This window comes from Xanthobacter sp. SG618, from assembly GCF_012932745.1.
GTDB lineage: Bacteria > Pseudomonadota > Alphaproteobacteria > Rhizobiales > Xanthobacteraceae > Xanthobacter > Xanthobacter flavus.
Genome location: NZ_JABBHL010000001.1, coordinates 1,030,126 through 1,051,642 on the forward strand (window position 1 = coordinate 1,030,126; position 21,517 = coordinate 1,051,642).

Annotated in this window: 19 protein-coding genes; 7 read left to right on the plus strand and 12 right to left on the minus strand. The window is 69.2% G+C overall.

Annotation, left to right across the window (positions count from 1 at the left end; translation table 11 throughout):
* The first annotated feature begins 43 nt into the window (after nucleotides 1-43).
* Both FHT36_RS04890 and rsmD read left to right on the plus strand, forming a co-directional pair.
* Nucleotides 44-2,023 carry a pseudouridine synthase gene (locus tag FHT36_RS04890; RefSeq protein ID WP_169121338.1) on the plus strand — a complete coding sequence of 660 codons (1,980 nt, stop codon included), beginning with the start codon at nucleotides 44-46 and terminating at the stop codon, nucleotides 2,021-2,023.
* A gap of 16 nt (nucleotides 2,024-2,039) precedes the next feature.
* A complete protein-coding gene (gene rsmD, locus FHT36_RS04895) occupies nucleotides 2,040-2,591 on the plus strand; it encodes a 16S rRNA (guanine(966)-N(2))-methyltransferase RsmD (RefSeq protein WP_169121339.1) in 552 nt (183 codons plus the stop codon).
* 9 nt (nucleotides 2,592-2,600) lie between these two features.
* On the opposite strand, the gene FHT36_RS04900 is transcribed toward rsmD, so the two are convergent.
* On the minus strand, nucleotides 2,601-2,876 hold the full coding sequence (locus FHT36_RS04900) for a metal-sensitive transcriptional regulator (RefSeq protein WP_024279715.1): 276 nt from the start codon (nucleotides 2,874-2,876) through the stop codon (nucleotides 2,601-2,603).
* Nucleotides 2,877-3,017: 141 nt separating this feature from the next.
* Between FHT36_RS04900 and FHT36_RS04905 the strand changes: the two genes are divergently transcribed.
* The 5 genes from FHT36_RS04905 to FHT36_RS04925 all read left to right on the plus strand — a co-directional run bounded on the left by FHT36_RS04905 (nucleotide 3,018) and on the right by FHT36_RS04925 (nucleotide 8,272).
* On the plus strand, nucleotides 3,018-5,567 hold the full coding sequence (locus FHT36_RS04905) for a heavy metal translocating P-type ATPase (RefSeq protein ID WP_169121340.1): 2,550 nt from the start codon (nucleotides 3,018-3,020) through the stop codon (nucleotides 5,565-5,567).
* 109 nt (nucleotides 5,568-5,676) lie between these two features.
* A complete protein-coding gene (locus FHT36_RS04910) occupies nucleotides 5,677-6,417 on the plus strand; it encodes a ComF family protein (RefSeq protein ID WP_246702003.1) in 741 nt (246 codons plus the stop codon).
* A 64-nt stretch (nucleotides 6,418-6,481) separates the two neighbouring features.
* Nucleotides 6,482-6,736 (plus strand): glutaredoxin 3, encoded by a 255-nt coding sequence (gene grxC / locus FHT36_RS04915; RefSeq protein WP_169121342.1) that lies wholly within the window; start codon nucleotides 6,482-6,484, stop codon nucleotides 6,734-6,736.
* Between the two features lie 130 nt (nucleotides 6,737-6,866).
* Nucleotides 6,867-7,772 (plus strand): carbon-nitrogen hydrolase family protein, encoded by a 906-nt coding sequence (locus FHT36_RS04920; protein ID WP_169121343.1) that lies wholly within the window; start codon nucleotides 6,867-6,869, stop codon nucleotides 7,770-7,772.
* Entirely contained in the window at nucleotides 7,769-8,272 is a 504-nt protein-coding gene (locus FHT36_RS04925) for a DUF1178 family protein (protein WP_169121344.1), read from the plus strand. Before FHT36_RS04920 ends, FHT36_RS04925 begins: the two co-directional genes overlap by 4 nt.
* 3 nt (nucleotides 8,273-8,275) lie before the next feature.
* On the opposite strand, the gene ubiG is transcribed toward FHT36_RS04925, so the two are convergent.
* From ubiG to FHT36_RS04980, 11 genes are all read right to left on the minus strand, one after another.
* A complete protein-coding gene (ubiG, locus tag FHT36_RS04930; protein ID WP_169121345.1) occupies nucleotides 8,276-9,019 on the minus strand; it encodes a bifunctional 2-polyprenyl-6-hydroxyphenol methylase/3-demethylubiquinol 3-O-methyltransferase UbiG in 744 nt (247 codons plus the stop codon).
* Between the two features lie 83 nt (nucleotides 9,020-9,102).
* Complete coding sequence (gene trpS, locus FHT36_RS04935) at nucleotides 9,103-10,137, minus strand: tryptophan--tRNA ligase (protein WP_169121346.1); 1,035 nt, start codon at nucleotides 10,135-10,137, stop codon at nucleotides 9,103-9,105.
* Between the two features lie 131 nt (nucleotides 10,138-10,268).
* The gene (gene murJ, locus FHT36_RS04940; RefSeq protein WP_169121347.1) at nucleotides 10,269-11,807 is read right to left on the minus strand and encodes a murein biosynthesis integral membrane protein MurJ; all 1,539 of its coding nucleotides are present in this window, start codon (nucleotides 11,805-11,807) and stop codon (nucleotides 10,269-10,271) included.
* 154 nt (nucleotides 11,808-11,961) lie between these two features.
* A complete protein-coding gene (gene ftsH, locus FHT36_RS04945) occupies nucleotides 11,962-13,884 on the minus strand; it encodes an ATP-dependent zinc metalloprotease FtsH (protein ID WP_169121348.1) in 1,923 nt (640 codons plus the stop codon).
* Between the two features lie 114 nt (nucleotides 13,885-13,998).
* Complete coding sequence (tilS, locus tag FHT36_RS04950; protein ID WP_169121349.1) at nucleotides 13,999-15,099, minus strand: tRNA lysidine(34) synthetase TilS; 1,101 nt, start codon at nucleotides 15,097-15,099, stop codon at nucleotides 13,999-14,001.
* A 5-nt stretch (nucleotides 15,100-15,104) separates the two neighbouring features.
* Nucleotides 15,105-16,064 (minus strand): tol-pal system protein YbgF, encoded by a 960-nt coding sequence (ybgF, locus tag FHT36_RS04955; RefSeq protein WP_246702004.1) that lies wholly within the window; start codon nucleotides 16,062-16,064, stop codon nucleotides 15,105-15,107.
* A gap of 199 nt (nucleotides 16,065-16,263) precedes the next feature.
* Entirely contained in the window at nucleotides 16,264-16,755 is a 492-nt protein-coding gene (gene pal / locus FHT36_RS04960; RefSeq protein WP_024279727.1) for a peptidoglycan-associated lipoprotein Pal, read from the minus strand.
* 405 nt (nucleotides 16,756-17,160) lie between these two features.
* Complete coding sequence (locus FHT36_RS24655) at nucleotides 17,161-18,318, minus strand: tetratricopeptide repeat protein (protein WP_169121350.1); 1,158 nt, start codon at nucleotides 18,316-18,318, stop codon at nucleotides 17,161-17,163.
* Nucleotides 18,315-18,947 (minus strand): thiamine phosphate synthase, encoded by a 633-nt coding sequence (locus FHT36_RS04970; protein ID WP_169121351.1) that lies wholly within the window; start codon nucleotides 18,945-18,947, stop codon nucleotides 18,315-18,317. Before FHT36_RS04970 ends, FHT36_RS24655 begins: the two co-directional genes overlap by 4 nt.
* A 127-nt stretch (nucleotides 18,948-19,074) precedes the next feature.
* Entirely contained in the window at nucleotides 19,075-20,097 is a 1,023-nt protein-coding gene (locus FHT36_RS04975) for a class I fructose-bisphosphate aldolase (RefSeq protein ID WP_169121352.1), read from the minus strand.
* A gap of 222 nt (nucleotides 20,098-20,319) precedes the next feature.
* Nucleotides 20,320-21,513: a phosphoglycerate kinase gene (locus FHT36_RS04980; RefSeq protein WP_169121353.1), complete on the minus strand. Its 1,194-nt coding sequence runs from the start codon at nucleotides 21,511-21,513 to the stop codon at nucleotides 20,320-20,322.
* Nucleotides 21,514-21,517 lie beyond the last annotated feature (4 nt).

Sequence of the window (21,517 nt, forward strand, 5' to 3'; positions counted from 1 at the left end):
CGCCGCGCTCGCCGCGCAGCCTGCGCTGTGCTAACTCCCCCTCATGCCGCGCACATCACCGCCCCGCAAGGACAAGAACCGCGTTCCGCGCCAGAAGCGCGAACTTCCCGCCGCCCCTCAGAAGGAGGCAGAGCGCGTCGCCAAGGTCGTCGCCCGCGCCGGCCTCGGCTCGCGACGCCAGATCGAGGAATGGATCGAGGCCGGCCGCGTGGCGGTCAACGGCGAGGTGCTCACCAGCCCTGCCGTCACCGTCACGCCCGCTGATGCCATCACCATAGACGGGGAGCCACTCCCCGAACGGGAGCGCACCCGCCTCTTCCTTTACCACAAGCCCAAGGGCGTCGTGACCACCAACCGCGACCCGGAAGGCCGCACCACGCTGTTCGAGATCCTGCCCAAGGGCCTGCCGCGCCTCGTCAGCGTGGGCCGGCTGGACCTCAATTCCGAGGGCCTGCTGCTGCTTACCAATGACGGCGGCCTTGCCCGCGTGCTGGAGCTGCCCGAGACCGGCTGGCTGCGGCGCTATCGCGTGCGTGCCAACGGCGAGATCGACCAGGCGAAGCTCGATACGCTCATCAAGGGCATCACCGTGGACGGCGTCGAGTACGGCCCCATCGAGGCCGAGCTCGATCGCGTGCAGGGCGCCAATGCCTGGATCACCGTATCACTGCGCGAGGGCAAGAACCGCGAGATCCGCAACGTGTTCGGCGCGCTCGGCCTCGCGGTGAACCGGCTGATCCGCGTCTCCTACGGGCCGTTCCAGCTGGGCGAAATTCCCGAAGGCAGCGTCGAGGAAGTCCGTACCCGCGTGCTGCGCGACCAGATCGGCGCAGACCTTGCCGCTGCAGCCGGGGCCGATTTCACTGGCCTTCTGGTGGAGCGGGAGATCGAGGAAGCGCCCGTGCGTCCGGCCTACCGCCCCGCCGGACGCCGTCAGGCCGAGGCTGACAAGGCCGGCGGGCTGAAGGTGCCGGCCCGCCGCGCCAGCCGCGAGCGGGAGGACTTCGACGCGCCCGTCGAGGACATCATCCGCCCCGCCGCGCCGCGCGTTCGCCGACGCGCCAGCGAGGAGCATGGCACCGAGCGGGTGGGCACGGTCGCCGACCGCAAGGGCCGCTCCGTTAAGGTCGAGCGCGTGCGTGCGCCGAAGGACGAGGCGCCGCGCCGCGCCCGTTCCGCCGCCGGCGAAGGCGAGGGCCGTCCCTTCCGCCGCAGCCGGGACGAAGGTGCCGCTGAGCGTCCGCGCCGCGAGGGTCGCCCCTCCTTCCGCGATGACGCGCCGCGTGGACGCGGCCCGCGTGAGGAAAAGGAAGATTTCCGCCGTCGCCCCACCCGCTCCGGCGGCGGCGACGAGCGGCCGCGCCGCTATGAGGATGACGGCGGCGTCAAGCGCTCCGGGCCCCGTCGCGAAGGCGACCGCCCCCAGGGCGACCGTCCGTTCCGCTCCCGCCCTGAGGGACGTGGCGGCGATGTCGGTGACAGGCCTGCCCGCAGTCGCAGCTTCGGCGGGGACAGGCCCGAGGGCGACCGCCCGACCCGCCGTCCGCGCCCCGAGGGTCGTGGTGGCGATTTCGGTGACAAGCCAGCACGCGGCCGCAGCTTCGCAGGCGAGAGGGCGGAGGGCGAGCGTCCCGCCCGCGCCCGGCCCAGGCCGGAAGGTCGCGGCGACTATGCCGACAAGCCCCCCCGCGCGCGCAGCTTCGGCGGAGACAAGGCAGAGAGCGAGCGCCCCGCCCGTGCCCGGCCCCGGCCGGAAGGTCGCGGCGATTTCGGTGACAGGCCGCCGCGCGAGCGCAGCTATGGCGACAAGCCGGCCGGCCGCACCCGTTCGTTCGAGGATCGTCCCGGTGGCGGCAAGCCTGCCGGGCGGCCGGGTGGAAAGCCCGGGGGCTTCGGCGCGAAGGGCCCCGGTAAGGGATTCGGCAAGCCCGGTGGTCGGCCTTCCGGCGGAAAGCCGGGGGGCAAGCCCGGCGCGGGACGCACGGGCCCCGGCAAGCCGGGCGCTCCGCGCGGCAAGCGCTGACGCGGACGTCTGACCCATGCGCATCGTGGGTGGCCGACTCAAGGGACGGGCTCTGAAAAGCCCGTCCTCAAGCCTCACGCGCCCCACCTCCGACCGGCTGCGCGAGAGCCTGTTCAATATGCTCGCCCACGCTTATGGGGATCCGTGCGACGGCGCGCGGGTACTCGACCTGTTCGCCGGCACCGGTGCACTGGGCATCGAGGCGCTGTCCCGTGGGGCGCGCTTTGCGCTGTTCGTGGAGGAAGCGGCGGAGGCGCGAGGCCTCATCCGCGACAATGTGGAGGCGCTGGGCCTCACTGGCGTCACCAAGGTGTTCCGCCGCGACGCCACTAGCCTCGGACCCATGGGACCGGGCGAGACCTATGGCCTCGTCTTCTGCGATCCGCCCTACGGGAAGGGCCTCGCCGAACAGGCGATCGCTGCTGCGGTCGAAGGCGGCTGGCTCACCGCGGATGCACTGCTCATCATCGAGGAGCGCACCGGCCTGTTCGTGACACCGGACGGCTTCCGCGAGATCGAGCGGCGCGCCTATGACGAGAGCGAGCTGACCTTCATCGAACGGGCCTGAGCCCCTCCCTCACCGCTCGCTGCGGACGATCACCTCCATCAGTTCCGCCACCTTGCGACGCTGGTCCTCCGCGTCGCCCGAGCGGATGGCGTGCTCGACGCAATGCCCCACATGATCCTTCAGCACCTCCTCCTCCACCCGCCGCAAGGCGGCGCGGACCGCCGAGAGCTGGGTGATGATGTCGATGCAGTAGCGATCCTCCTCCACCATGCGGGAGAGGCCGCGCACCTGGCCCTCGATGCGGCTCAGGCGCTTCTGGACTTGCTCTTTGGTCGGGCTGCGCATGGCTTGCCATATACCCCCTACGGGTATATTGGACAAGAGAGGATACCCCCAGGGGGTTTATTGCCATCTTGAACATGAGCCAGCGCAAGGCCACCTGCCCCGATGCGGCCTAACGCTGGCAACCGGATTTGCGGAGCCGCCATGGCACAGGATCATTCATCGCACGACCATTCCTCGCACGGCGGCGATTGCTGTGGTGGCAAAGCACCGCCGCCGCTCGACCTGTCGGCGGCTGCCAGGCCAGCCTTGCCCGAGACGGTGAAGGATCCGGTCTGCGGCATGGACGTGAAGACCGACCCGGCGGCCGGCAAGCCCACGACCGAGCATGAGGGGCACACCTATTTCTTCTGCTGCAACGGCTGCAAGACCAAGTTCGAGGCGGCGCCCGAGACCTATCTCGCGCCGGTGAAGGACCCGGTGTGCGGCATGATGGTGTCGCCCGGTACGGCCAAATACTCGGCCCGGCACGAGAAGAAGCCCTATTTCTTCTGCTCCTCCTACTGCGAGACCAAGTTCAAGGCCGATCCGGTGCGCTACGTGGGCGGCAGCGCGCCCCCACCGCCTGTCGAAGTCCCGGCCGGCACCATCTACACCTGCCCGATGGACCCGGAGATCCGGCAGATCGGCCCCGGCATCTGCCCCATCTGCGGCATGGCGCTGGAGCCGGAGGTCGTCACCCTCGACGAGGGGCCGAACCACGAACTGGTGGACATGACCCGCCGCTTCTGGATCGGCCTCGCCCTCACTTTGCCCGTCTTCGTTCTGGAGATGGGGAGCCACCTTTTCGGCTGGTCCCCGCTGCCGCAGCAGATCTCGAACTACGTCCAGTTCGTCCTCGCCACACCTGTTGTGCTCTGGGTGGGATGGCCCTTCCTCCAGCGCGGCTGGCTGTCGCTGAAGACGCGGCATCTCAACATGTTCACCCTCATCGCCATGGGCACGGGGGTGGCCTATCTCTATTCGCTGGTGGGCACCTTCGCGCCCGACCTGTTCCCGCATGATTTCCACGCCCATGGCGGCGGGGTGCCCGTCTATTTCGAGGCGGCGGCGGTCATCACCGTGCTGGTCGCGCTCGGGCAGGTGCTGGAGCTGCGCGCACGCGAGCAGACATCGAGCGCCATCAAGGCCCTACTCTCGCTTGCCCCCAAGACCGCCCTGCGCATCCGGGCCGACGGCTCGGATGAGACCATCGACCTCGGCCTCGTCGCCCCAGGCGACCTCCTGCGCGTGCGCCCCGGCGAGAAGGTGCCGGTGGACGGCACGGTGGCGGACGGCCGCGCCGTGGTGGACGAAAGCCTCGTCACCGGCGAGTCGCTACCCGTCTCCCGCGAGCCCGGCGAGAAGGTCATCGGCGGCACGGTCAACGCCTCCGGCGTCTTCACCATGAAGGCGGAGAAGGTGGGCCGCGACACCCTGCTGTCCCAGATCGTGCAGATGGTCGCCCAGGCGCAGCGTTCGCGCGCGCCGATCCAGCGGCTGGCGGATCAGGTTTCCGGCTGGTTCGTGCCACTGGTGTTTGCAGCCGCCGTCGTCGCCTTCGCGGTGTGGATGGCGGTCGGCCCCGAACCCCGCCTCACCTTCGCGCTGATGGCGGCCGTGAGCGTGCTCATCATCGCCTGCCCCTGCGCCCTCGGCCTCGCCACCCCCATGTCGGTGATGGTGGGCGTCGGCCGCGGCGCCCAGCTCGGCGTGCTGGTGCGCAACGCCGAGGCGCTGGAGCGCATGGAGAAGGTGGACGTGGTGGTGGTGGACAAGACCGGCACCCTCACCGTCGGCAAGCCCAAGGTGATCGCCGTGCGCGCCTTCAACGGCCGCAGCGAGGATGAGGTGCTGCGCCTCGCCGCCGCGCTGGAACGGGCGAGCGAGCACCCCCTCGGCGCCGCCATCGTGCATGAGGCGGCGGCGCGCGAGCTGGTCACCTCCGAACCGTCCGGTGTCGAGAGCCCGGCGGGCAAGGGCATCGTCGGACAGGTGGAAGGCCACACGATCGCTGTTGGCCATGCGGCCTACATGAGCGAGATCGGCATTCACACCGACCATCAGACGGCGATCGCCGAGAGCTTCCGCCGAGAGGGCGCGACAGCGGTGTTCGTCGCCATCGACGGCAAGGCGGCCGGCCTCGTCGCCATCGCCGATCCGGTCAAGGATACGACCGAGGCCGCACTGAAGCGCCTCCAGCAGCACGGCGTACGCGTCGTCATGCTCACCGGTGACAACCGGACCACGGCGTTGGCCGTGGCCAAGCGCCTCGGCATCATCGAAGTGGAGGCGGAAGTTCTGCCCGCCCGCAAGGCCGAGGTGGTCGAGCGCCTGCGCAAGGAAGGTCACGTGGTGGCCATGGCCGGTGACGGCGTGAACGACGCCCCGGCTCTCGCCGTGGCGGACGTGGGCATCGCCATGGGCACGGGCACCGACATCGCCATGGAGAGCGCGGGCATCACCCTGCTCAAGGGCGACCTGGCCGGTATCGCCCACGCACGGGCCCTCTCCCGCGCCACCATGGCCAACATCCGCCGCAACCTGCTGTTCGCCTTCCTCTACAATGCGGCGGGCGTGCCGATTGCGGCCGGCGTGCTCTATCCCAGCCTCGGCCTGCTCCTGTCGCCCATGGTGGCGGCGGCGGCCATGGCGCTCTCCTCGGTCAGTGTCATCGCCAACGCCCTGCTGCTGCGGACCTTCACCCCGCGTTGAGCAAAGGCGCGGCTTTACAGGCGCCGCCCCCGGACGGAAGATCGATCCGGGGGCAGCCATGGGTCTTTCGGCAGCTGATATTTCGGAGCGGATCGGCAGAGCCGGCGCCATGGCGCGCGGCTTCGGCTCCGCGCTTCTCGGCCTCGCATTGCCGCCCACCTGCATCGCCTGCGGCAGCATCACCGGCGCGGCGGGGGGATTGTGCGGGCCGTGCTGGGGCAAGCTCTCCTTCATCAGCCGGCCCTATTGCGAGCGGACCGGGGCGCCGTTCAGCCATGACCCCGACCGCGTGTTCGGCGATGGCTGGCTCTCGGCAGAGGCGCTCGCCGATCCGCCGGCCTATGATCGCGCCCGCGCGGCCGTCACCTTCGACGACGTGGCCCGTGGCCTCGTGCACAAGCTGAAATATGCCGACCGCCTCGATCTCGCGGCACCCATGGCGCGGCTGATGCTGCAGGCCGGCACCGATCTTACGGCCTCGGCCGAGATCATCGTGCCGGTGCCGCTCCATCCGATCCGGCTGTGGCGGCGCAAGTTCAACCAGGCGGCGCTCCTCGCCCGGCATGTGGCAGCGGCCACAGCCTTGCCCGTCGAAGCCGGCGCGCTGGTGCGGCGGCGCCGGACCTCGTCGCAGACCGCTCTGGGGCGCAATGCACGGCGCGCGAATGTCGCCGGCGCTTTTGCAGTGCCGCATAACGCGGCCCATCGCATCGAGGGCCGGCGCGTGCTGCTGGTGGATGACGTGTATACGACCGGCGCAACGCTCGATGCTTGTGCGCAGGCGCTCCGTCGCGCCGGTGCCACCGGCATTGATGCCCTCACGTTTGCGCGGGTTGTCGAATTCGGCTGACCCCTTATGATGCGACGCTTTCGTGACGGCACGCCCCCCGAGCCGTCCCATCTGTCGTGACATCATGAAGCCCATCGAAATCTATACCAAGAGCTGGTGCCCCTACTGCCATTCCGCCAAGGAATTGCTGCGGCGCAAAGGCTTGACCTTCACCGAAATCGACGTGACCACCGACGCCGAGGGCCAGCAGGAGATGATCCGCCGCGCCAATGGCCGCACGTCCGTGCCGCAGATCTTCATCGGCGAGACCCATGTGGGCGGCTGCGACGACCTCTATGCTCTGGAGGAAGCCGGCCGGCTGGACGCGCTGGCGGCCTGACCCGGACCCGGGGCGCGCGGACGACGGGCCCCGTGCATTCCGGCCGGGAAGACCATATCTGTCTGATGTCGCGCCGCGCCGCGCGCGACACGGCGATCCCGGCTCCGGCGGCAGCGAGAGAGCAAGCCCCATGACCACCTCGGAACCGACCGCGCCCGACGCGCCCAACGGCAAGACCCTCCGCGTCGGTCTGGTCCAGTTGCGCAGCGGCCGCGAACCGGCCGCGAACCTGGACGCGGCCGCCGCCCTCATCCGCGAGGCAGCGCGGGATGGCGCGCGCTATGTCCAGACGCCGGAAGTCACCAACATCATGGAGCTGGATCGCAAGGTCCTGTTCGAGAAGCTGCAGGAAGAGGGCAACGACGCGACCCTCGCAGCCCTGCGCCAGCTGACGCGCGAACTGGGCATCACGCTCCATATTGGCTCCCTCGCGCTGAAGGTTTCCGACGCCAAGGCCGTGAACCGTGGCTTCGTCATCGACCCGGACGGTGAGATCACCGGCCGCTACGACAAGATCCACATGTTCGACGTGGACCTCGGCAATGGCGAGAGCTACCGCGAGTCGAATGCCTACCGGCCCGGCGAGCGTGCCATCCTGACCGACGTGGACGGCATCCGCCTCGGCATGACCATCTGCTACGACCTGCGCTTTCCCTCGCTCTACCGGGCGCTCGCAGAGGGCGGCGCCAAGGTGCTGACCGTGCCCTCCGCCTTCACCCGGCCGACCGGGGAAGCCCACTGGCATGTGCTGCTGCGTGCCCGCGCCATCGAGAACGGCGCCTATGTCCTCGCAGCCGCGCAGGGGGGGCGACACGAGAATGGCCGCGAAACCTATGGCCATTCGCTGGTGGTCGACCCCTGGGGCCGAGTCATCGCCGAGGGCGGCACCGACCCGGGCGTGATCCTCGCCGAGATCGACATGGCGGAAGTCGCCGCGGCGCGTGCCCGCGTGCCGTCGCTCGCCAACGGCCGCCGGTTCGAGATCACCGAGCCGGGGCAGATCGGCCACCTCCACGTGGTGCGTGCCTCCTCATGATCCGCTACACTCTCAAGTGCGACGAAGGCCACGAGTTCGAGAGCTGGTTTCCATCCTCGGCCAGCTACGACACCCAGCGCGCACGCGGCCTCGTCACCTGCCCCACCTGCAACTCAGCCAAGGTCGACAAGGCGGTGATGGCCCCGTCCGTCGCGCGCACCGACAAGGGGATGCCGGACAGGGAGCCTGTCGGCGCGCCCGCGAATGCGCCCGACGGTGGTGCGGCTGCTGAAGCGCCTTCGTCAGAGGCGACGCCCGTGGCGATGATGGCGCGACCCGACAGCGAGTTGCGCACGCTGATCCGCCAGCTGCGCGACCACATCGTCGCCAACTCGGATGATGTCGGCGACAGCTTCGCCGACCTCGCCCGCAAGATGCATGACGGGGAGATCGAGCACCGTCCCATCCGCGGCGAGGCGACTGTGGAAGAGGTGAAGGCCCTGCGCGAGGACGAGGTGGAGGTGTTCCCCCTGCCCGTTCTGCCGGAAGATCGGAACTGAGGCCTAGGCCTCGCGCTCCGCCACCATGAAATAGTTCACCGAGAGATCCTCGGTCAGGCGGAAATCGCCGGAAAAGGGCTCGTAGGCGAGGCCCACCTTCTCCCGAGCGGCAAAGCCGGCTGAAGCGAGCGTCGCCTCCAGTTCCTCCGGCGTCACGAACTTCTCCCAGCGATGGGTGCCGGGCTCCAGCCAGCGCAGGACGTATTCGGCGCCGACGATGGCGAGGGCGAAGCTCTTGGGTGTGCGGTTCAGGGTGGAGAGCACCAGCAGGCCGCCATCCGCCACCAGACGGCCGGCGGTGCGCACGAACAGCCCGACATCGGCCACATGCTCCACCACCTCCAGCGCCACCACCACATCGAAGCGGGCGCCCCGCTCGGCCAGCGCCTCGGCGGTCTCGGCCTCATAGGTCACGGTGAGACCCGATTGCGCGGCGTGGGCGCGGGCAATGTCCACATTGCCGGGGGCGGGATCGATGCCCGTCACATCGGCCCCCATGCGGGACAGCGGCTCGCTGAGCAGGCCTCCGCCGCAGCCAATGTCGACGAGGGAGAGGCCCTTCAGCGGGCGAAGCGACCGGGCGTCCCGGGAGAAATGGCGGACCAGCGTGTCACGCAGGAAGGTGAGGCGCGCGGGATTCATGGCGTGCAGGGGCGCCATCTTGCCCTTCACGTCCCACCACTGCGCGCCGAGCGCCTCGAAGCGGGAGACCTCTTCCGGATCGACCGTGGCGTTCATCTGCGGCATCACGGCCTCCTCGGCGGCGGGGGACTATGCCCCACACTTAGGCGCGGCATCCGGCGCGGGCAAGGCCGCGCCGGGCTGGCTCCTCAGCGCACCATGCCCACAATGTCCTTCACGTCGCGGATGGTCTGGTCGGCGATCACCCGCGCGCGGTCGGCACCGTCGATGAGAATGGCATCAATGGCAGCCTGATCGGCCATGAGGCGCTGCATCTCGGTGCCGATGGGGCCGAGCTTTGCAACGGCAAGGTCCACAAGCGCCGCCTTGAAGGCCGAGAACTGGGCATTGCCATAGTCCGCCAGCACCTGCGCCTTGGCGGTATCGGACAGGGCCGCGAAGATGCCGACGAGATTGTCCGCCTCCGGACGACCCTTGAGGCCCTCTTCCTCGGACGGCAGCGGCTCGGGATCGGTCTTCGCCTTGCGCACCTTACCCGCGATGGTGTCGGCATCGTCGGTGAGGTTGATGCGCGAAAAGTCGGAGGCCTCCGACTTCGACATCTTCTTCGAGCCGTCACGTAGGCTCATCACCCGCGTCGCCGGCCCGGCGATTAGCGGCTCGGTGATGGGGAAGTAGCCCTCGCCGTGCCCGTTGGCGGCGATGGAGGGGGCGAAGTCCGTATTGAACTTCTGCGCAATGTCGCGCGTCAGCTCCAGGTGCTGCTTCTGGTCGTCGCCGACCGGCACGTGGGTGGCGCGATAGAGCAGGATGTCGGCGGCCATCAGGGTCGGGTAGGCGAAGAGGCCCACGGAGGCGTTCTCGCGGTCCTTGCCGGCCTTCTCCTTGAACTGCGTCATGCGGTTCAGCCAGCCCATGCGGGCGACGCAGTTGAACACCCAGGCGAGTTCGGCGTGGCCGGACACCTGGCTCTGGTTGAACACGATGTGGGCCTTGGGATCGATGCCACACGCGATGAAGGCGGCCGTCACCTCGCGGGTGTGGCGCTTCAGCTCTTCCGGGTCCTGCCAAACGGTGATGGCGTGGAGGTCGACCACGCAATAGATGCACTCGTGGCTCTTCTGCAGCTCCACGAAGCGCTTGATGGCGCCGAGATAATTGCCGAGATGCAGGTTGCCCGTGGGCTGCACGCCGGAAAATACGCGTTCTGCGACCGCCGCCATGGCGAACTCCCCAAAGAGCGGCGCGCCGCTCGACCTGAACACGGGCAACGGCCCGCAAAAGTGAATGCGGCGCGTCATGCCACCTGGGGCGGCACGGCGCAAGGGCACGGCCCGCAACGCTGCTGCCTGGCTCAGACGCGGCCCGTCCAGGCCTTGGAGACTCCCGCCTTCACCACGAGCGCACCGGCGCCGTAGATGACGCCGCCGCTCGCGACGAGCCCGGCCAGCCGCAGGGTGCCCACCAGCGTCCCCTCGGGCACGGGCCACATCGCGGAGAGCGCGCCGACCCCCGCCCCCATGGTGAGGCTCGCGGCCGCGAGACCGGCAGCCGAGAGCAGCACCGGCGCCGAGAAGCGCAGCGCGCCACGGGCGATGAGGACGCCCCCCAGGGCCAGGATGGACGCCACGGCGGACAGCGCCACCGCCCCCGCCGCGATCAAGGGGCCGCCCACCGTTCCGAGCCCCGCAGCGGCAACCATGCACAGCAGCAGCGAGCCGAGCGCGATTCGCTCCGCCGCCTTGATCTGGCCGGACGTGGAAGCGGCAGCGGAGAGGATGCGCTCCAGGCCCTGCGCCGGCAGCGACAGCGAGAGCACGGCCAGCAGCGCGGCGGTGAACCGGGCGTCTTCGCTGTCGAAGCTGCCCCGCTGGAACAGCGTGACGACGATGGGCTCGGCAAGAACAGCCAGCCCGACCGCCGCCGGCAAGGCGAAGGCAAGCGCCGCCAGCACCGCCCGGCCGGCATCGTCCGCGGCCTCGGCTCTCCCCCGCCGGAGCAGCGCCGGCACGAGGACGGCCCCCGCGCTGGCACCGACGAGGCCCAAAGGGAGATCCATCAACCGCTGCGCGTAGTTCAGGGCGGCGGCGGCGCCCGGGGTGGCGGAGACGGCGGCGACCACGATGATGAAGCGAAGCTGGCTCAGCCCGGCAAACAGCAAGGCGGGCGACGCCGCCCGCAACACGCCGAGCGCCGCCCGGAGATCCCGAACCCTCAGAACGCGGAACAGCGGCTGGGCAGGACAGCCCTTGGCGGCCAATCTCATGATACCGAATTGGGCGCAGCCCGCCCCCACCTGCGCCGCCGCGATGGCGAAGGCGGCGGTATCGCTCTCCATCAGCCCCTTGGCGAGCAGCACGCCGATGACCGCGAGCACCGTGACATTGGCCGCAGCGGGAGCCAGCGCCGGCAGCAGCACGCGATGCGCGGCATTGGCGATGCCGCCGAAGATGGCGGCAAGACCCGCGAGCGGGATGTAGAGCACCACCACACGACCGCAGAGGATGGCGACGTCCGCCCGCTGGCCGCCCGCCTCGAAGCCCGGCGCCATCAGGCCGATCACCTGCGGCATGAAGAGCGCGACGACGGCCGCGAACACGAGAAGAAGGCCACACAGGAGAAGCAGGGTCGCTCCCGCCAGCCGGCCAGCCGCTTCATCGCCCGTTCCAGCGACCCCGCTCGTCCGGGCGAGCGCCGGAATGAAGGCGAGATTGAAGGCGCCTTCAGCCAGCAGCCGGCGCGCCAGCAATGGCAGCGCCATGGCCGCCGCCAACGCATCCGCTACCGGCCCGACGCCGAGCACGGCGGCCGTGGCCGCATCCCGTGCAAAGCCTAGCACGCGGGACACGAGGGTTGCCGCCGAGACGATGGAGGTGCGGGCGAGGAGGGACATGAGCCCTGCCTATGACTCGCGCGGCCGGTTGTGTCGATGGGCACCGCGCAGAACTTGCCCTCCGAGCCCAGCGCAGGGCGCGCACCGCGGACGAGGACGCCCGCCGCAAACGAAAAACGCCCGCTTGCGCGGGCGTTTTCCGGTCGATCATTGGTCAGGCCTGGGGCTGAGGCTCGATGGAGCCGCCGGCACCGCCAGGGCGGGGGCGCTTGGTGGTCGGGATGGCCGAGCCACGCGGGTTGGAGGGCTCGAGCACGCTCTCCCGGTTCGGCGTCTTGCCGTCGAGGAGGTCCACGATCTCGTCTCCCGAGAGCGTCTCGTATTCGAGCAGGCCGCGGGCCAGAGCTTCGAGGTCGTCGTACTTCTCGGTGAGAATACGCTTCGCCTCGGTATAGCCCTCGTCCACGAGCCGCCGGACCTCCTTGTCGATGGTCTGGGCCGTGGCTTCGGAAACGTTCTGGTGGCGCTGCATGGACATGCCGAGGAACACGTCCTCGTTGTTCTCGCCGTACGCCACCTGACCGAGCAGGTCGGAGAAGCCCCAGCGCGTCACCATCATCTTGGCGAGGCGGGTCGCCTGCTCGATGTCGGAGGCCGCACCGGAGGTCACCTTGTCGTGGCCGAACACGAGTTCCTCAGCCACGCGGCCGCCCATCATGATGGCGAGGCGCGAGGTCATCTGCTCGTAGCTCATGGAGAGCTTGTCGCGCTCCGGAAGCTGCATGACCATGCCGAGCGCCCGGCCGCGCGGGATGATGGTGGCCTTGTGCACGGGGTCAGTCGCCGGAACATTGAGGGCGACGATGGCATGGCCGCCCTCATGGTAGGCGGTGAGCATCTTCTCTTCCTCGGTCATCACGAGGGAGCGACGCTCGGCGCCCATCATCACCTTGTCCTTGGCGTCCTCGAACTCGGCCATGGTGACCATGCGCTTGTTGCGCCGGGCCGCCATCAGCGCCGCCTCGTTGCAGAGGTTCGCGAGGTCCGCGCCGGAGAAGCCGGGGGTGCCGCGGGCGATGGTCTTGAGATTCACGTCGGGAGCGACGGGGATCTTGCGGGCATGCACCTTCAGGATCTGCTCGCGGCCGACCACGTCCGGGTTCGGGACGATGACCTGACGGTCGAAACGGCCGGGACGCAGCAGCGCGGGATCGAGCACGTCCGGACGGTTGGTCGCGGCGATGAGGATAATGCCCTCGTTCGCCTCGAAGCCGTCCATCTCCACCAGCAGCTGGTTGAGGGTCTGCTCGCGCTCGTCATTGCCGCCGCCGAGACCGGCGCCACGGTGGCGACCCACCGCGTCGATCTCGTCGATGAAGATGATGCACGGCGCATTCTTCTTCGCCTGCTCGAACATGTCGCGCACGCGGCTCGCGCCGACGCCCACGAACATTTCCACGAAGTCCGAGCCCGAGATGGTGAAGAACGGCACGTTCGCCTCACCCGCGATGGCGCGGGCGAGCAGCGTCTTACCGGTGCCGGGCGGGCCGACGAGCAGCACACCGCGCGGGATGCGGCCGCCGAGGCGCTGGAACTTCTGCGGGTCGCGCAGGAATTCCACGATCTCGGTGAGGTCGCTCTTCGCCTCGTCGATGCCGGCCACGTCGTCGAAGGTGACGCGACCGTGCGCCTCTGTGAGGAGCTTGGCGCGGCTCTTGCCGAAGCCCATGGCCTTACCGCCGGCGCCTTGCATCTGGCGCGACAGGAAGATCCACACGCCGATCAGCGCCAGGAAGGGCAGCCAGGAGAGCAGCAGGCTCACGAACCACGGCACGTTGTCCGACGGCGCGCGCGCGGTGATCTGCACGCCCTTGCCGTACAGGCGCTGCACGAGCGAGGGATCGTTCGGCGCGTAGGTCTGGAAGGAGCCCGAACGGTCGGAATAGGTGCCGGTGATGTTCGGCCCCTCGATCACGACCTCGCGCACCTTGCCGGCGTCCACGTCGTTGAGGAGCTGCGAGAAGGAGATTTCGTTCGCGTTCGTGCGCTGACCCGGGCTGTTGAACAGCGAGAACAGCGCCAGCAGCAGCAGGACGATGATCACCCAAAGGGCGAAATTGCGTAGATTGGCGTTCATTGAACCCTCGTGGGGACAGAAGGGCGGTCCCGCTTCGACGCCTCACCATACGGAAGGAAAACCTCCGCACCGCACCGCCGTCGGTGGAACCTCCCGCACCGTCCTGCGCCTAATTTAGGTGCGAGGCCCCGTCTTGCCAAGGACAGGCGCCTTCTGCGCACTTGAATTCGTCGCGATGCTCCCGATCGGCCGTCGGGGTGGTGCTGTGGATACGAGCACCCGCCCCCTCCGGACGGTCACGCTGGCACCCGCCAGGGTGCGGCGAAATGGAGCAGCCGGCAACGCCAGCGCGGCCAGAAGCGCGGCCAGCAGAACCTCGAGCTTGGCCAGTTCGACCGGTCCTTCCCTTCCCTGCGCCGCGACGCAGCGGCCCAGCAGACGGAGGGCGATTTCCTCCGGCAGTGCCGCGAACGGCGCGGCTGCGATGGCGGCGTGCGATTTCTCGACGGTAACGAGCTCCGCCTCCACCCGGTCCGTCACCGCCTCCAGGGCCGAGTCGGCACGGGCGAGCCGGCGGGCGAGGCGAGCGAGGCCGCGCGCGTCGAGGCCCTCCCGTTCCAAGGCGGGGGCAAGGGCGCGCAGGCGGGGGCGGGCGAAGCGGGCGTCCACATTGGATGGGTCGCTCGCATAGGCGATGCGGGCCGCATCGAGCGTTGCCACGAGCCGCGCCTTCGGCAGATCGAGGAAGGGGCGCAGAAGGGTAAGGCCGCTCCGCGCCGTCTCGGAGCTCATTCCTGCAAGCCCGGCGAGGCCGGAGCCCCGCGCCATGCGGAACAACACGGTCTCCGCCTGATCGTCGCGGGTATGGGCCAGAGCGAGCACCGGCGCGCCAACCCGGCGGGCCTCGGCGGCGAGCAGCGCATAGCGCGCTTCTCGGGCCGCCTCCTGCAGGCCGCTATCAGGCTTCTCGCCCTGCCAGCGAAGCGTCTGGTGCGGCACCTTCAATTGAGCGGCCAAACGCGCCACATCGGCCGCCTCCTCGGCTGCCGCGGGCCTCAATCCATGATCAACCGTCGCCGCAAACAGCCGCGGGCCACCTGGATACCGAGCGCGCCAGCGGACGGCGAGGTGGAGCAGAGCTGTGGAATCAGGCCCGCCGGAAACAGCGAGGAGAACGGACGGACGGCCGGCGAAGCTGGAAAAGAGGGCGTCGAGTTCGCTGTCGGCGACCGCCGAGCGGGTTTCGGGAGATAGGCCTGCGGGATCCGCCGCCATCGGCCTCAGCAACCGACGCGCTTCTGCTCGCGCTCCACAGCCTGCCGGACGGAGGAGGCGGTGCGAGGATATTTGCGGTCCACCTCCTGGAAGGTGGCGCAGGCCGTCTCCTTCTCGCCGAGGCCGGCGAGCGACTGGCCCAGCCGCAGCAGCGCTTCGGGGGCGCGCGCGGAGTTCTGATACTTGGTAGAGACCTCGAGGAAGGAGGCCGCAGCGTCGGAATAGTTCTGCCGCAGGAACAGGCTCTCGCCGAGCATGAAGGTCGCGTCGGCGATCAGGCGGTCGTTGGGCGAAGACTGGATGATCTGGCGGAAGGTCTGCTCGGCGCCGGCATAGTCCTGTCGCTGAAGCTGGGACTGGCCGGCATCATAGAGCTCGCGCACCGTGGCGCCGGCCGAAGGCAGCGCGGCCACCTGCTGTCCGCCGGTCGGGCGGACGGGAGCGACATCCACCGCGCGCGGCGCGGGCGTGGCGCTCGCGGGTGAGCCGAGCGGCTGGGGCGCGCCCGGTGCCGCCGGGTCCATGTTCGGATCGAAGGCGTCGGAGCGGCGTACCGGGGCGGCTGGCGCTGCGGCCGGACGGCCGGACGGAAGCACCGCCGGTGCCTGGACCGGCGCGGCCACGGGCGCGGCCGCAGACGGCGCAGCGGACGGACGGCCGCCGCCGGCCTCCTCCAGCCGGCGCACCTGCGCCTCGAGCTGCTGGTTGCGATACTGCAGTTGCTCGACCTGTCCGGTGAGCTGGCGCAGGGTCGATTCCAGACGCTCCATCCGCTCCATCAGCTCTGGATCCTCGCGCGAAGCTTCCTGAGCGGGCTGGGGCGGCTTGAACAGATTGCCGAAGAGATTCCCGTCGTTCTGCGCAGCCGCCGGCGCTACCGCGCCGAGGGCCGCGGCGCAGGCAAGGCCGAAGAGGACGGCATAGGTGCGAACAAGAACACCGACCGGGCGCAGGCGCATCTTCATGTGACTTTTGCTTGGGGCTGGTGGCGGGGAGCACGGCCGAAAGACTGCCGGTTCGACCTATGTGACTTTACCCCGCTGATCGCGTCCAAAGTGTGACCCGGCAACGACTTGCCGTGGACCGATCGGGGTTCAGCGGGAGCTGGACGCACAAAGGCCGGCACCCGTGGGTGCCGGCCTTCGCGAGACTTCGGACAGAGGATCAGGCGCCGCCGCCGTTCAACACCGTCACCGCGCGGCGGTTCTGAGACCAGCACGAGATGTCGTTGCACACCGCCACCGGGCGTTCCTTGCCGTAGGAGATGGTGCGCATCCGGGCCGGGTCGATGCCGCGGGAGGCGAGATAGTCACGCACGCTCTGGGCGCGCTTGGCCCCCAGCGCGATGTTGTATTCGCGGGTTCCGCGTTCGTCCGCATGACCTTCGATGGTGAAGGTGTAGCGGTTGTACTGCTGGAGCCACTGGGCCTGACGGTCCAGGGTGGCGCGGGCCTGCGGGGTGAGATCGGTCTGGTCGCTCTCGAAGAACACGCGATCGCCGACGGCGACCACGAACTCCTGAGGGGAACCGGGAGGGCCACCCGCGCCGCCGACGCCGGCATTCTGGTTGGGATTGTTGGCGCACGCGGCAAGCGCCAGCGCGAAGCCAAACAGAGCCGCGAACCGGAAGCCGCGAGCAAGGCTGAGGAAACGCATCCGGTAACTCCCTTCTCAACGCTGCACCGGAGGCTTCGGGTCTAAAGCCGTCCGGTTAAGCGAACGTTCCGTACGCGGCCTCTTGACCGCTCCGAGGGCCGAAAACCGGAAGATGCGGGCCACTGCCGCTCGCCATGGTTTCCGGGCCGTTATCATCGCCCTTCGGGCCGGTAAGCGCCTCCCTCTCCCGCGTGCAGAAACCCGCACGGCAGGTGAATGAGGTGTTTGCCCGAAAGGCCGGGAGAGGCGACGACGCCCCTCGTCCGACGCGTCCTTCACTGATGCGGGGACGTGGCGTCATCATGGCGCGGAGGTGCAGGGGTGAAGGCAGCGCAACGGCGGCGGCGGGCGTTGCAAAAGGGCCACAACCCGCCCTCGCTCGGTAGCTGCCGCTCATCGCAGCCGTCAGGAGCGGCCGGATTCCCAGCGTGCTGCCTGGGTCTGGGCCTTCTTGCGGTCCGGCTCCGGCAGCTTGGCCACCACCTCGTCCAGCATCGGATCACCGAGGCCACGGTTCTTGGCGACCAGGTGCCAGGCCGCGGCCTGCACCTTGTCCTGCGTCACGCCACGTCCGACCGCGAGCAGCCGTGCATAGCGGTTCTGGGCGATGGCGTTGCCGGCCAAAGCCGCCTTGCGGAACAGGGCGGCAGCGGCGGTCTCGTCCTTGGCCACGCCGGTGCCGTTGAACTGCATGATGGCGAATTCCACCTCCGCCGTGATGTGGCCGAGTCGGGCAGCGGCCCCCATCATGCGGGCGGAGGCGGCAATGTCCTTTTCGACGCCGTTGCCTTCCTTCAGCAGCACGCCCAGGGCGTACTGGGCGTCTTCCACGTCCTTGGCGGCGGCGAGCTCGAACCAGCGTGCGGCCTCAGAGGGCTCCTTGGGGATCTTCCTGCCCTGGAGATAGAGCAGGCCGAGATTGTAGGCTGCGCCCGCACTCCCCTTCTCGGCCGCCTGCTTGAAAAGTTGCGCCGCAGCCGGCTCGTCCATGGGAACGCCACGGCCGGCGAGCGTCATGTTGCCGAGCGCGAACAGCGCTCCGGGCGAGCCGGCATCCGCCGCCTTGCGGTACCACTCGATGGCCTTCTTGGGATCAAGCGGAACCCCGAGACCTTCGGAATAAAGCTCGCCGAGCAGCGTCATCGCCGCCGGATCGTTTCCGGCGCGGGCGCGCTTGAGGGCCTCGTTGAAGGCAGTGATGTAATAGCCGCGCTGGTAGGCGCCATAGGCGATATCGCCCGAACCGCCCGGCGTATCGAGGCTGGGATAGGAGATCTGCTGGCCCAGTAACGGCATGGGCACGGGTTCGCGCGGGCGCTGGGCAGCTTTTGGATCCGGCTTCGTGGCGGGCTTGCTCCCGGCCTTGGCGTCCGGCTTCGCATCGGTCTTGGGCTTCGCGGCGGGTTTCGCCGCCGGCTGGGTCGAGGGCGCGCCACCGGCCGGCGGCTGAGCCTGCGCATAGGCCAAGGACGGGGCTCCCGCCACCGCGACGGCGAGCAGCACGGCGCGGCCCGAAACGGCAAATCTCAATTTGCGGAAGGGCGCGCGGACGGCCGACATCATTGCGCGTCGTCGCCCGTTGCAAGGCGCGCCTGCGCCGCCGCGACCACTTTCGCCGCGCCGTCACCGGACGCCAGCAGAGCGTCGGAGAGGGCCACGAAATCGGCGCCGGCCCCGGCGAGCGCCGTCACCTCGTCGAGGGTCGAGGCGACACCGACGCAGGGGACCTCGAACAGCTCGGCCCACCACTCCACGAGGTCGCGCACGCGAAAGAAGTCTCCGGCCTCAGGCGCCAGCGCGCCGAAAGCGACATAGTCAGCCCCGCTCTCCCCCGCGACCATGGCCTCATGGCGCGTGACCAGCCCGCCCGCGCCGACGATGGCGGCGGGTTTCAGCAGCCGCAGCACCGAATCGAGCGCCGGTCCGGCCGCCACGTGCACGCCGTCGAGGCCGGCGGCAGCGACGAGCCCCTCGGAGCCTTCGAGCAGCACCGCCGCATCATGGCGCTGGGCAGCTGCTGCGATCTCGGCGAGCCGCGCCGCATCGAGCTTTTCGCCGACAGGAGCGCGCAGGACCACGCAGGCCACATCGCCCGCGCGCACCGCCGCCTCCACCGTGCGCGGGTCAAGCGCAGGCGTGACGGTGAAGACAAGCATGAGGCGGGCGCCGGTGGCGGGCGGAGGATTGGCCATGGTCTGATCGGTCTGCCAAGAAATCGGCGAATTGGGGGCACGGACGCGGAATGTCGTCGGCTTTCGCCAGACCATAAGAAAAGGGCCGGCGCAAGCCGGCCCTTTCCGAACGTGATGTGCCCGATGCTCAGGCGGCCTTGCGCTCTTCCTCGGCCGACCACTTGCCGAGAGCGGCGAGGGAGTTCATGTGCGCGCGGTGAGCGAAGGCGGCCTGCGCTTTGGCCACGTTCTCCGGCTTGCCCGACCACGCCTTCTGGGGCGCGGCCTGCAAAGCGCGGCCATAGGAATAGGTGAGCTTCCACGGCAGGCCGCCGAGCTTCACCATGGCGTCGAGATGGGCGGTGGCGTCCTCGTCCGACTGGCCGCCCGAGAGGAAAGCGATGCCGGGCACGGCGGTGGGCACGCAGGCCTTCAGCACGCGCACGGTCTTCTCCGCCACCTCGGCCACCGAGGCCTGCGCCGGGCTCTTCTTGCCGGGCACGATCATGTTGGGCTTGAGCACCATGCCTTCCAGGCGGACGCGCTGGTAGTACAGCTCCTCGAACACCGTCTTCAGCGCCCATTCGGTGACGCGGTAGCAGGTGTCGATGTCGTGCGCGCCGTCCATGAGCACTTCCGGCTCGACGATCGGGACGATCTTCGCTTCCTGGCACAGCGCCGCATAGCGGGCGAGCGCGTGGGCGTTGGCGCGGAGCGAGGTGTAGGACGGGATGTGCTTGGTGGTGTCGATGTCGATCACCGCGCGCCACTTCGCGAAGCGGGCGCCGAGGTCGTAATACTCCTTGAGGCGACCGGCGAGGCCGTCGAGGCCCTCGGTGATGGTCTCGCCCGGGCAGAAAGGCTGCGGCTTGGCGCCGGCGTCGACCTTGATGCCGGGGATGGCGCCGGACTTCTCGATGACGGAGACGAGCGGGGTGCCGTCCTTCGCCTTCTGGCGGATGGTCTCGTCATAGAGGATGACGCCGGAGATGTAGTCCATGCCCTGAGAGCGGAACATCAGCTCGCGGTAGTCGCGACGGTTCTCCTCGGTGGATTCGACCCCGATGGCATCGAACCGCTTCTTGATGGTACCGCCGCTCTCGTCTGCCGCGAGAATGCCCTTGCCGTCGGCCACCATTTTCTGCGCGATCGCGTCGAGCTCCGCCGTCATGTTCTTCACCTGCCTTGTTGCCGCCCCTCGGCGGGCATGGACGCCGGAGCGTGGCACTCCGGCAGATTGATTGTCTTCGCGCCCGAACCGCGGCGCATCTGTCTGCGCGCCTGCAAGTCCTGGAGCCGGCACCGGGTTCCCGACCGGAGCCCTACCCGAAAAGCGCCCGCCGCGGAGGACCGGGCGGGCGCAATCTTCGTCATTTTATTCCGCAGCGCAATATCAGCGCCGCAGAGCCTCCACGCCCGGAAGCGCCTTGCCCTCAAGCCATTCGAGGAAGGCACCGCCGGCAGTGGAGACGTAGGAGAAGCGCTCCGCCGTCCCCGCATGGTTGAGCGCCGCCACGGTGTCGCCACCGCCCGCAACCGAGAGCAACTTCCCCTTGTGGGTGAGGTCGCCGACATAGCGGGCCACGGCCACCGTCGCCGCGTCGAACGGAGTCAGCTCGAACGCGCCGAACGGCCCGTTCCAGACCACGGTCTTCGCCGCGTCTAGCTTCTGCTTGACGATGCCGACCGTCTCCGGACCGGCATCCAGCATCATCTCGTCGTCCTTCACGTCATCGACGCTGGCGACGCGATGCGCGGCATTGGCCTTGAACTCGGTGGCGACCACCGCGTCCACCGGCAGGACGATCTCGCATCCGGCCGCCTTGGCCTTCTCCAGGATGTCCCGCGCGGTATCGCCGAGGTCGTGCTCGCAGAGCGACTTGCCCACCTTCTTGCCGAGAGCGGCAAGGAAGGTATTGGCCATGCCGCCGCCGATCACCAGGATGTCCACCTTCCGCACGAGATTGCCGAGCAGTTCGAGCTTGGTGGACACCTTGGAGCCGCCGACAACGGCGAGCACGGGGCGCTGGGGTGCCTCAAGGGCCTTGGTCAGTGCCTCGATCTCGCTTTCCATGGAGCGGCCGGCATAGGCCGGCAGCTTGCGGGCCAGCCCCTCGGTGGAGGCGTGCGCGCGGTGGGCCGTGGAGAAGGCATCATTGACATAAATGTCGCCGAGGCTCGCGAGGGCTTCGATGAAGTCCGGCGCGTTCTTCTCCTCGCCCGCATGGAAGCGGGTGTTCTCCAGCACGATCACCTCGCCGGAAGCGAGGCGGGAGACGGCGCTCTTCGCCTCGTCGCCGATGCAATCGGAGGCGAAGGCGACCTTGCGGCCGAGCTCGCCCTCAAGGGCCTTGGCGACCGGGGCGAGCGACTGGCTTTCGTCGCGGCCCTTGGGCCGCCCGAAGTGCGCCAGCAGGACGACTTTGCCGCCCTTGCCGGTGATGTCCCGAATGGTGGGCAGGATGGCCTTGAGACGGGTGGCGTCGGTGACGCGCCCGCTCTCCATGGGAACGTTGAGGTCGACGCGGACGAGGACGCGCTTGTCGGCGAGGTCCACGGCGTCGTCGAGGGTGCGGAAGGCGATCATGATG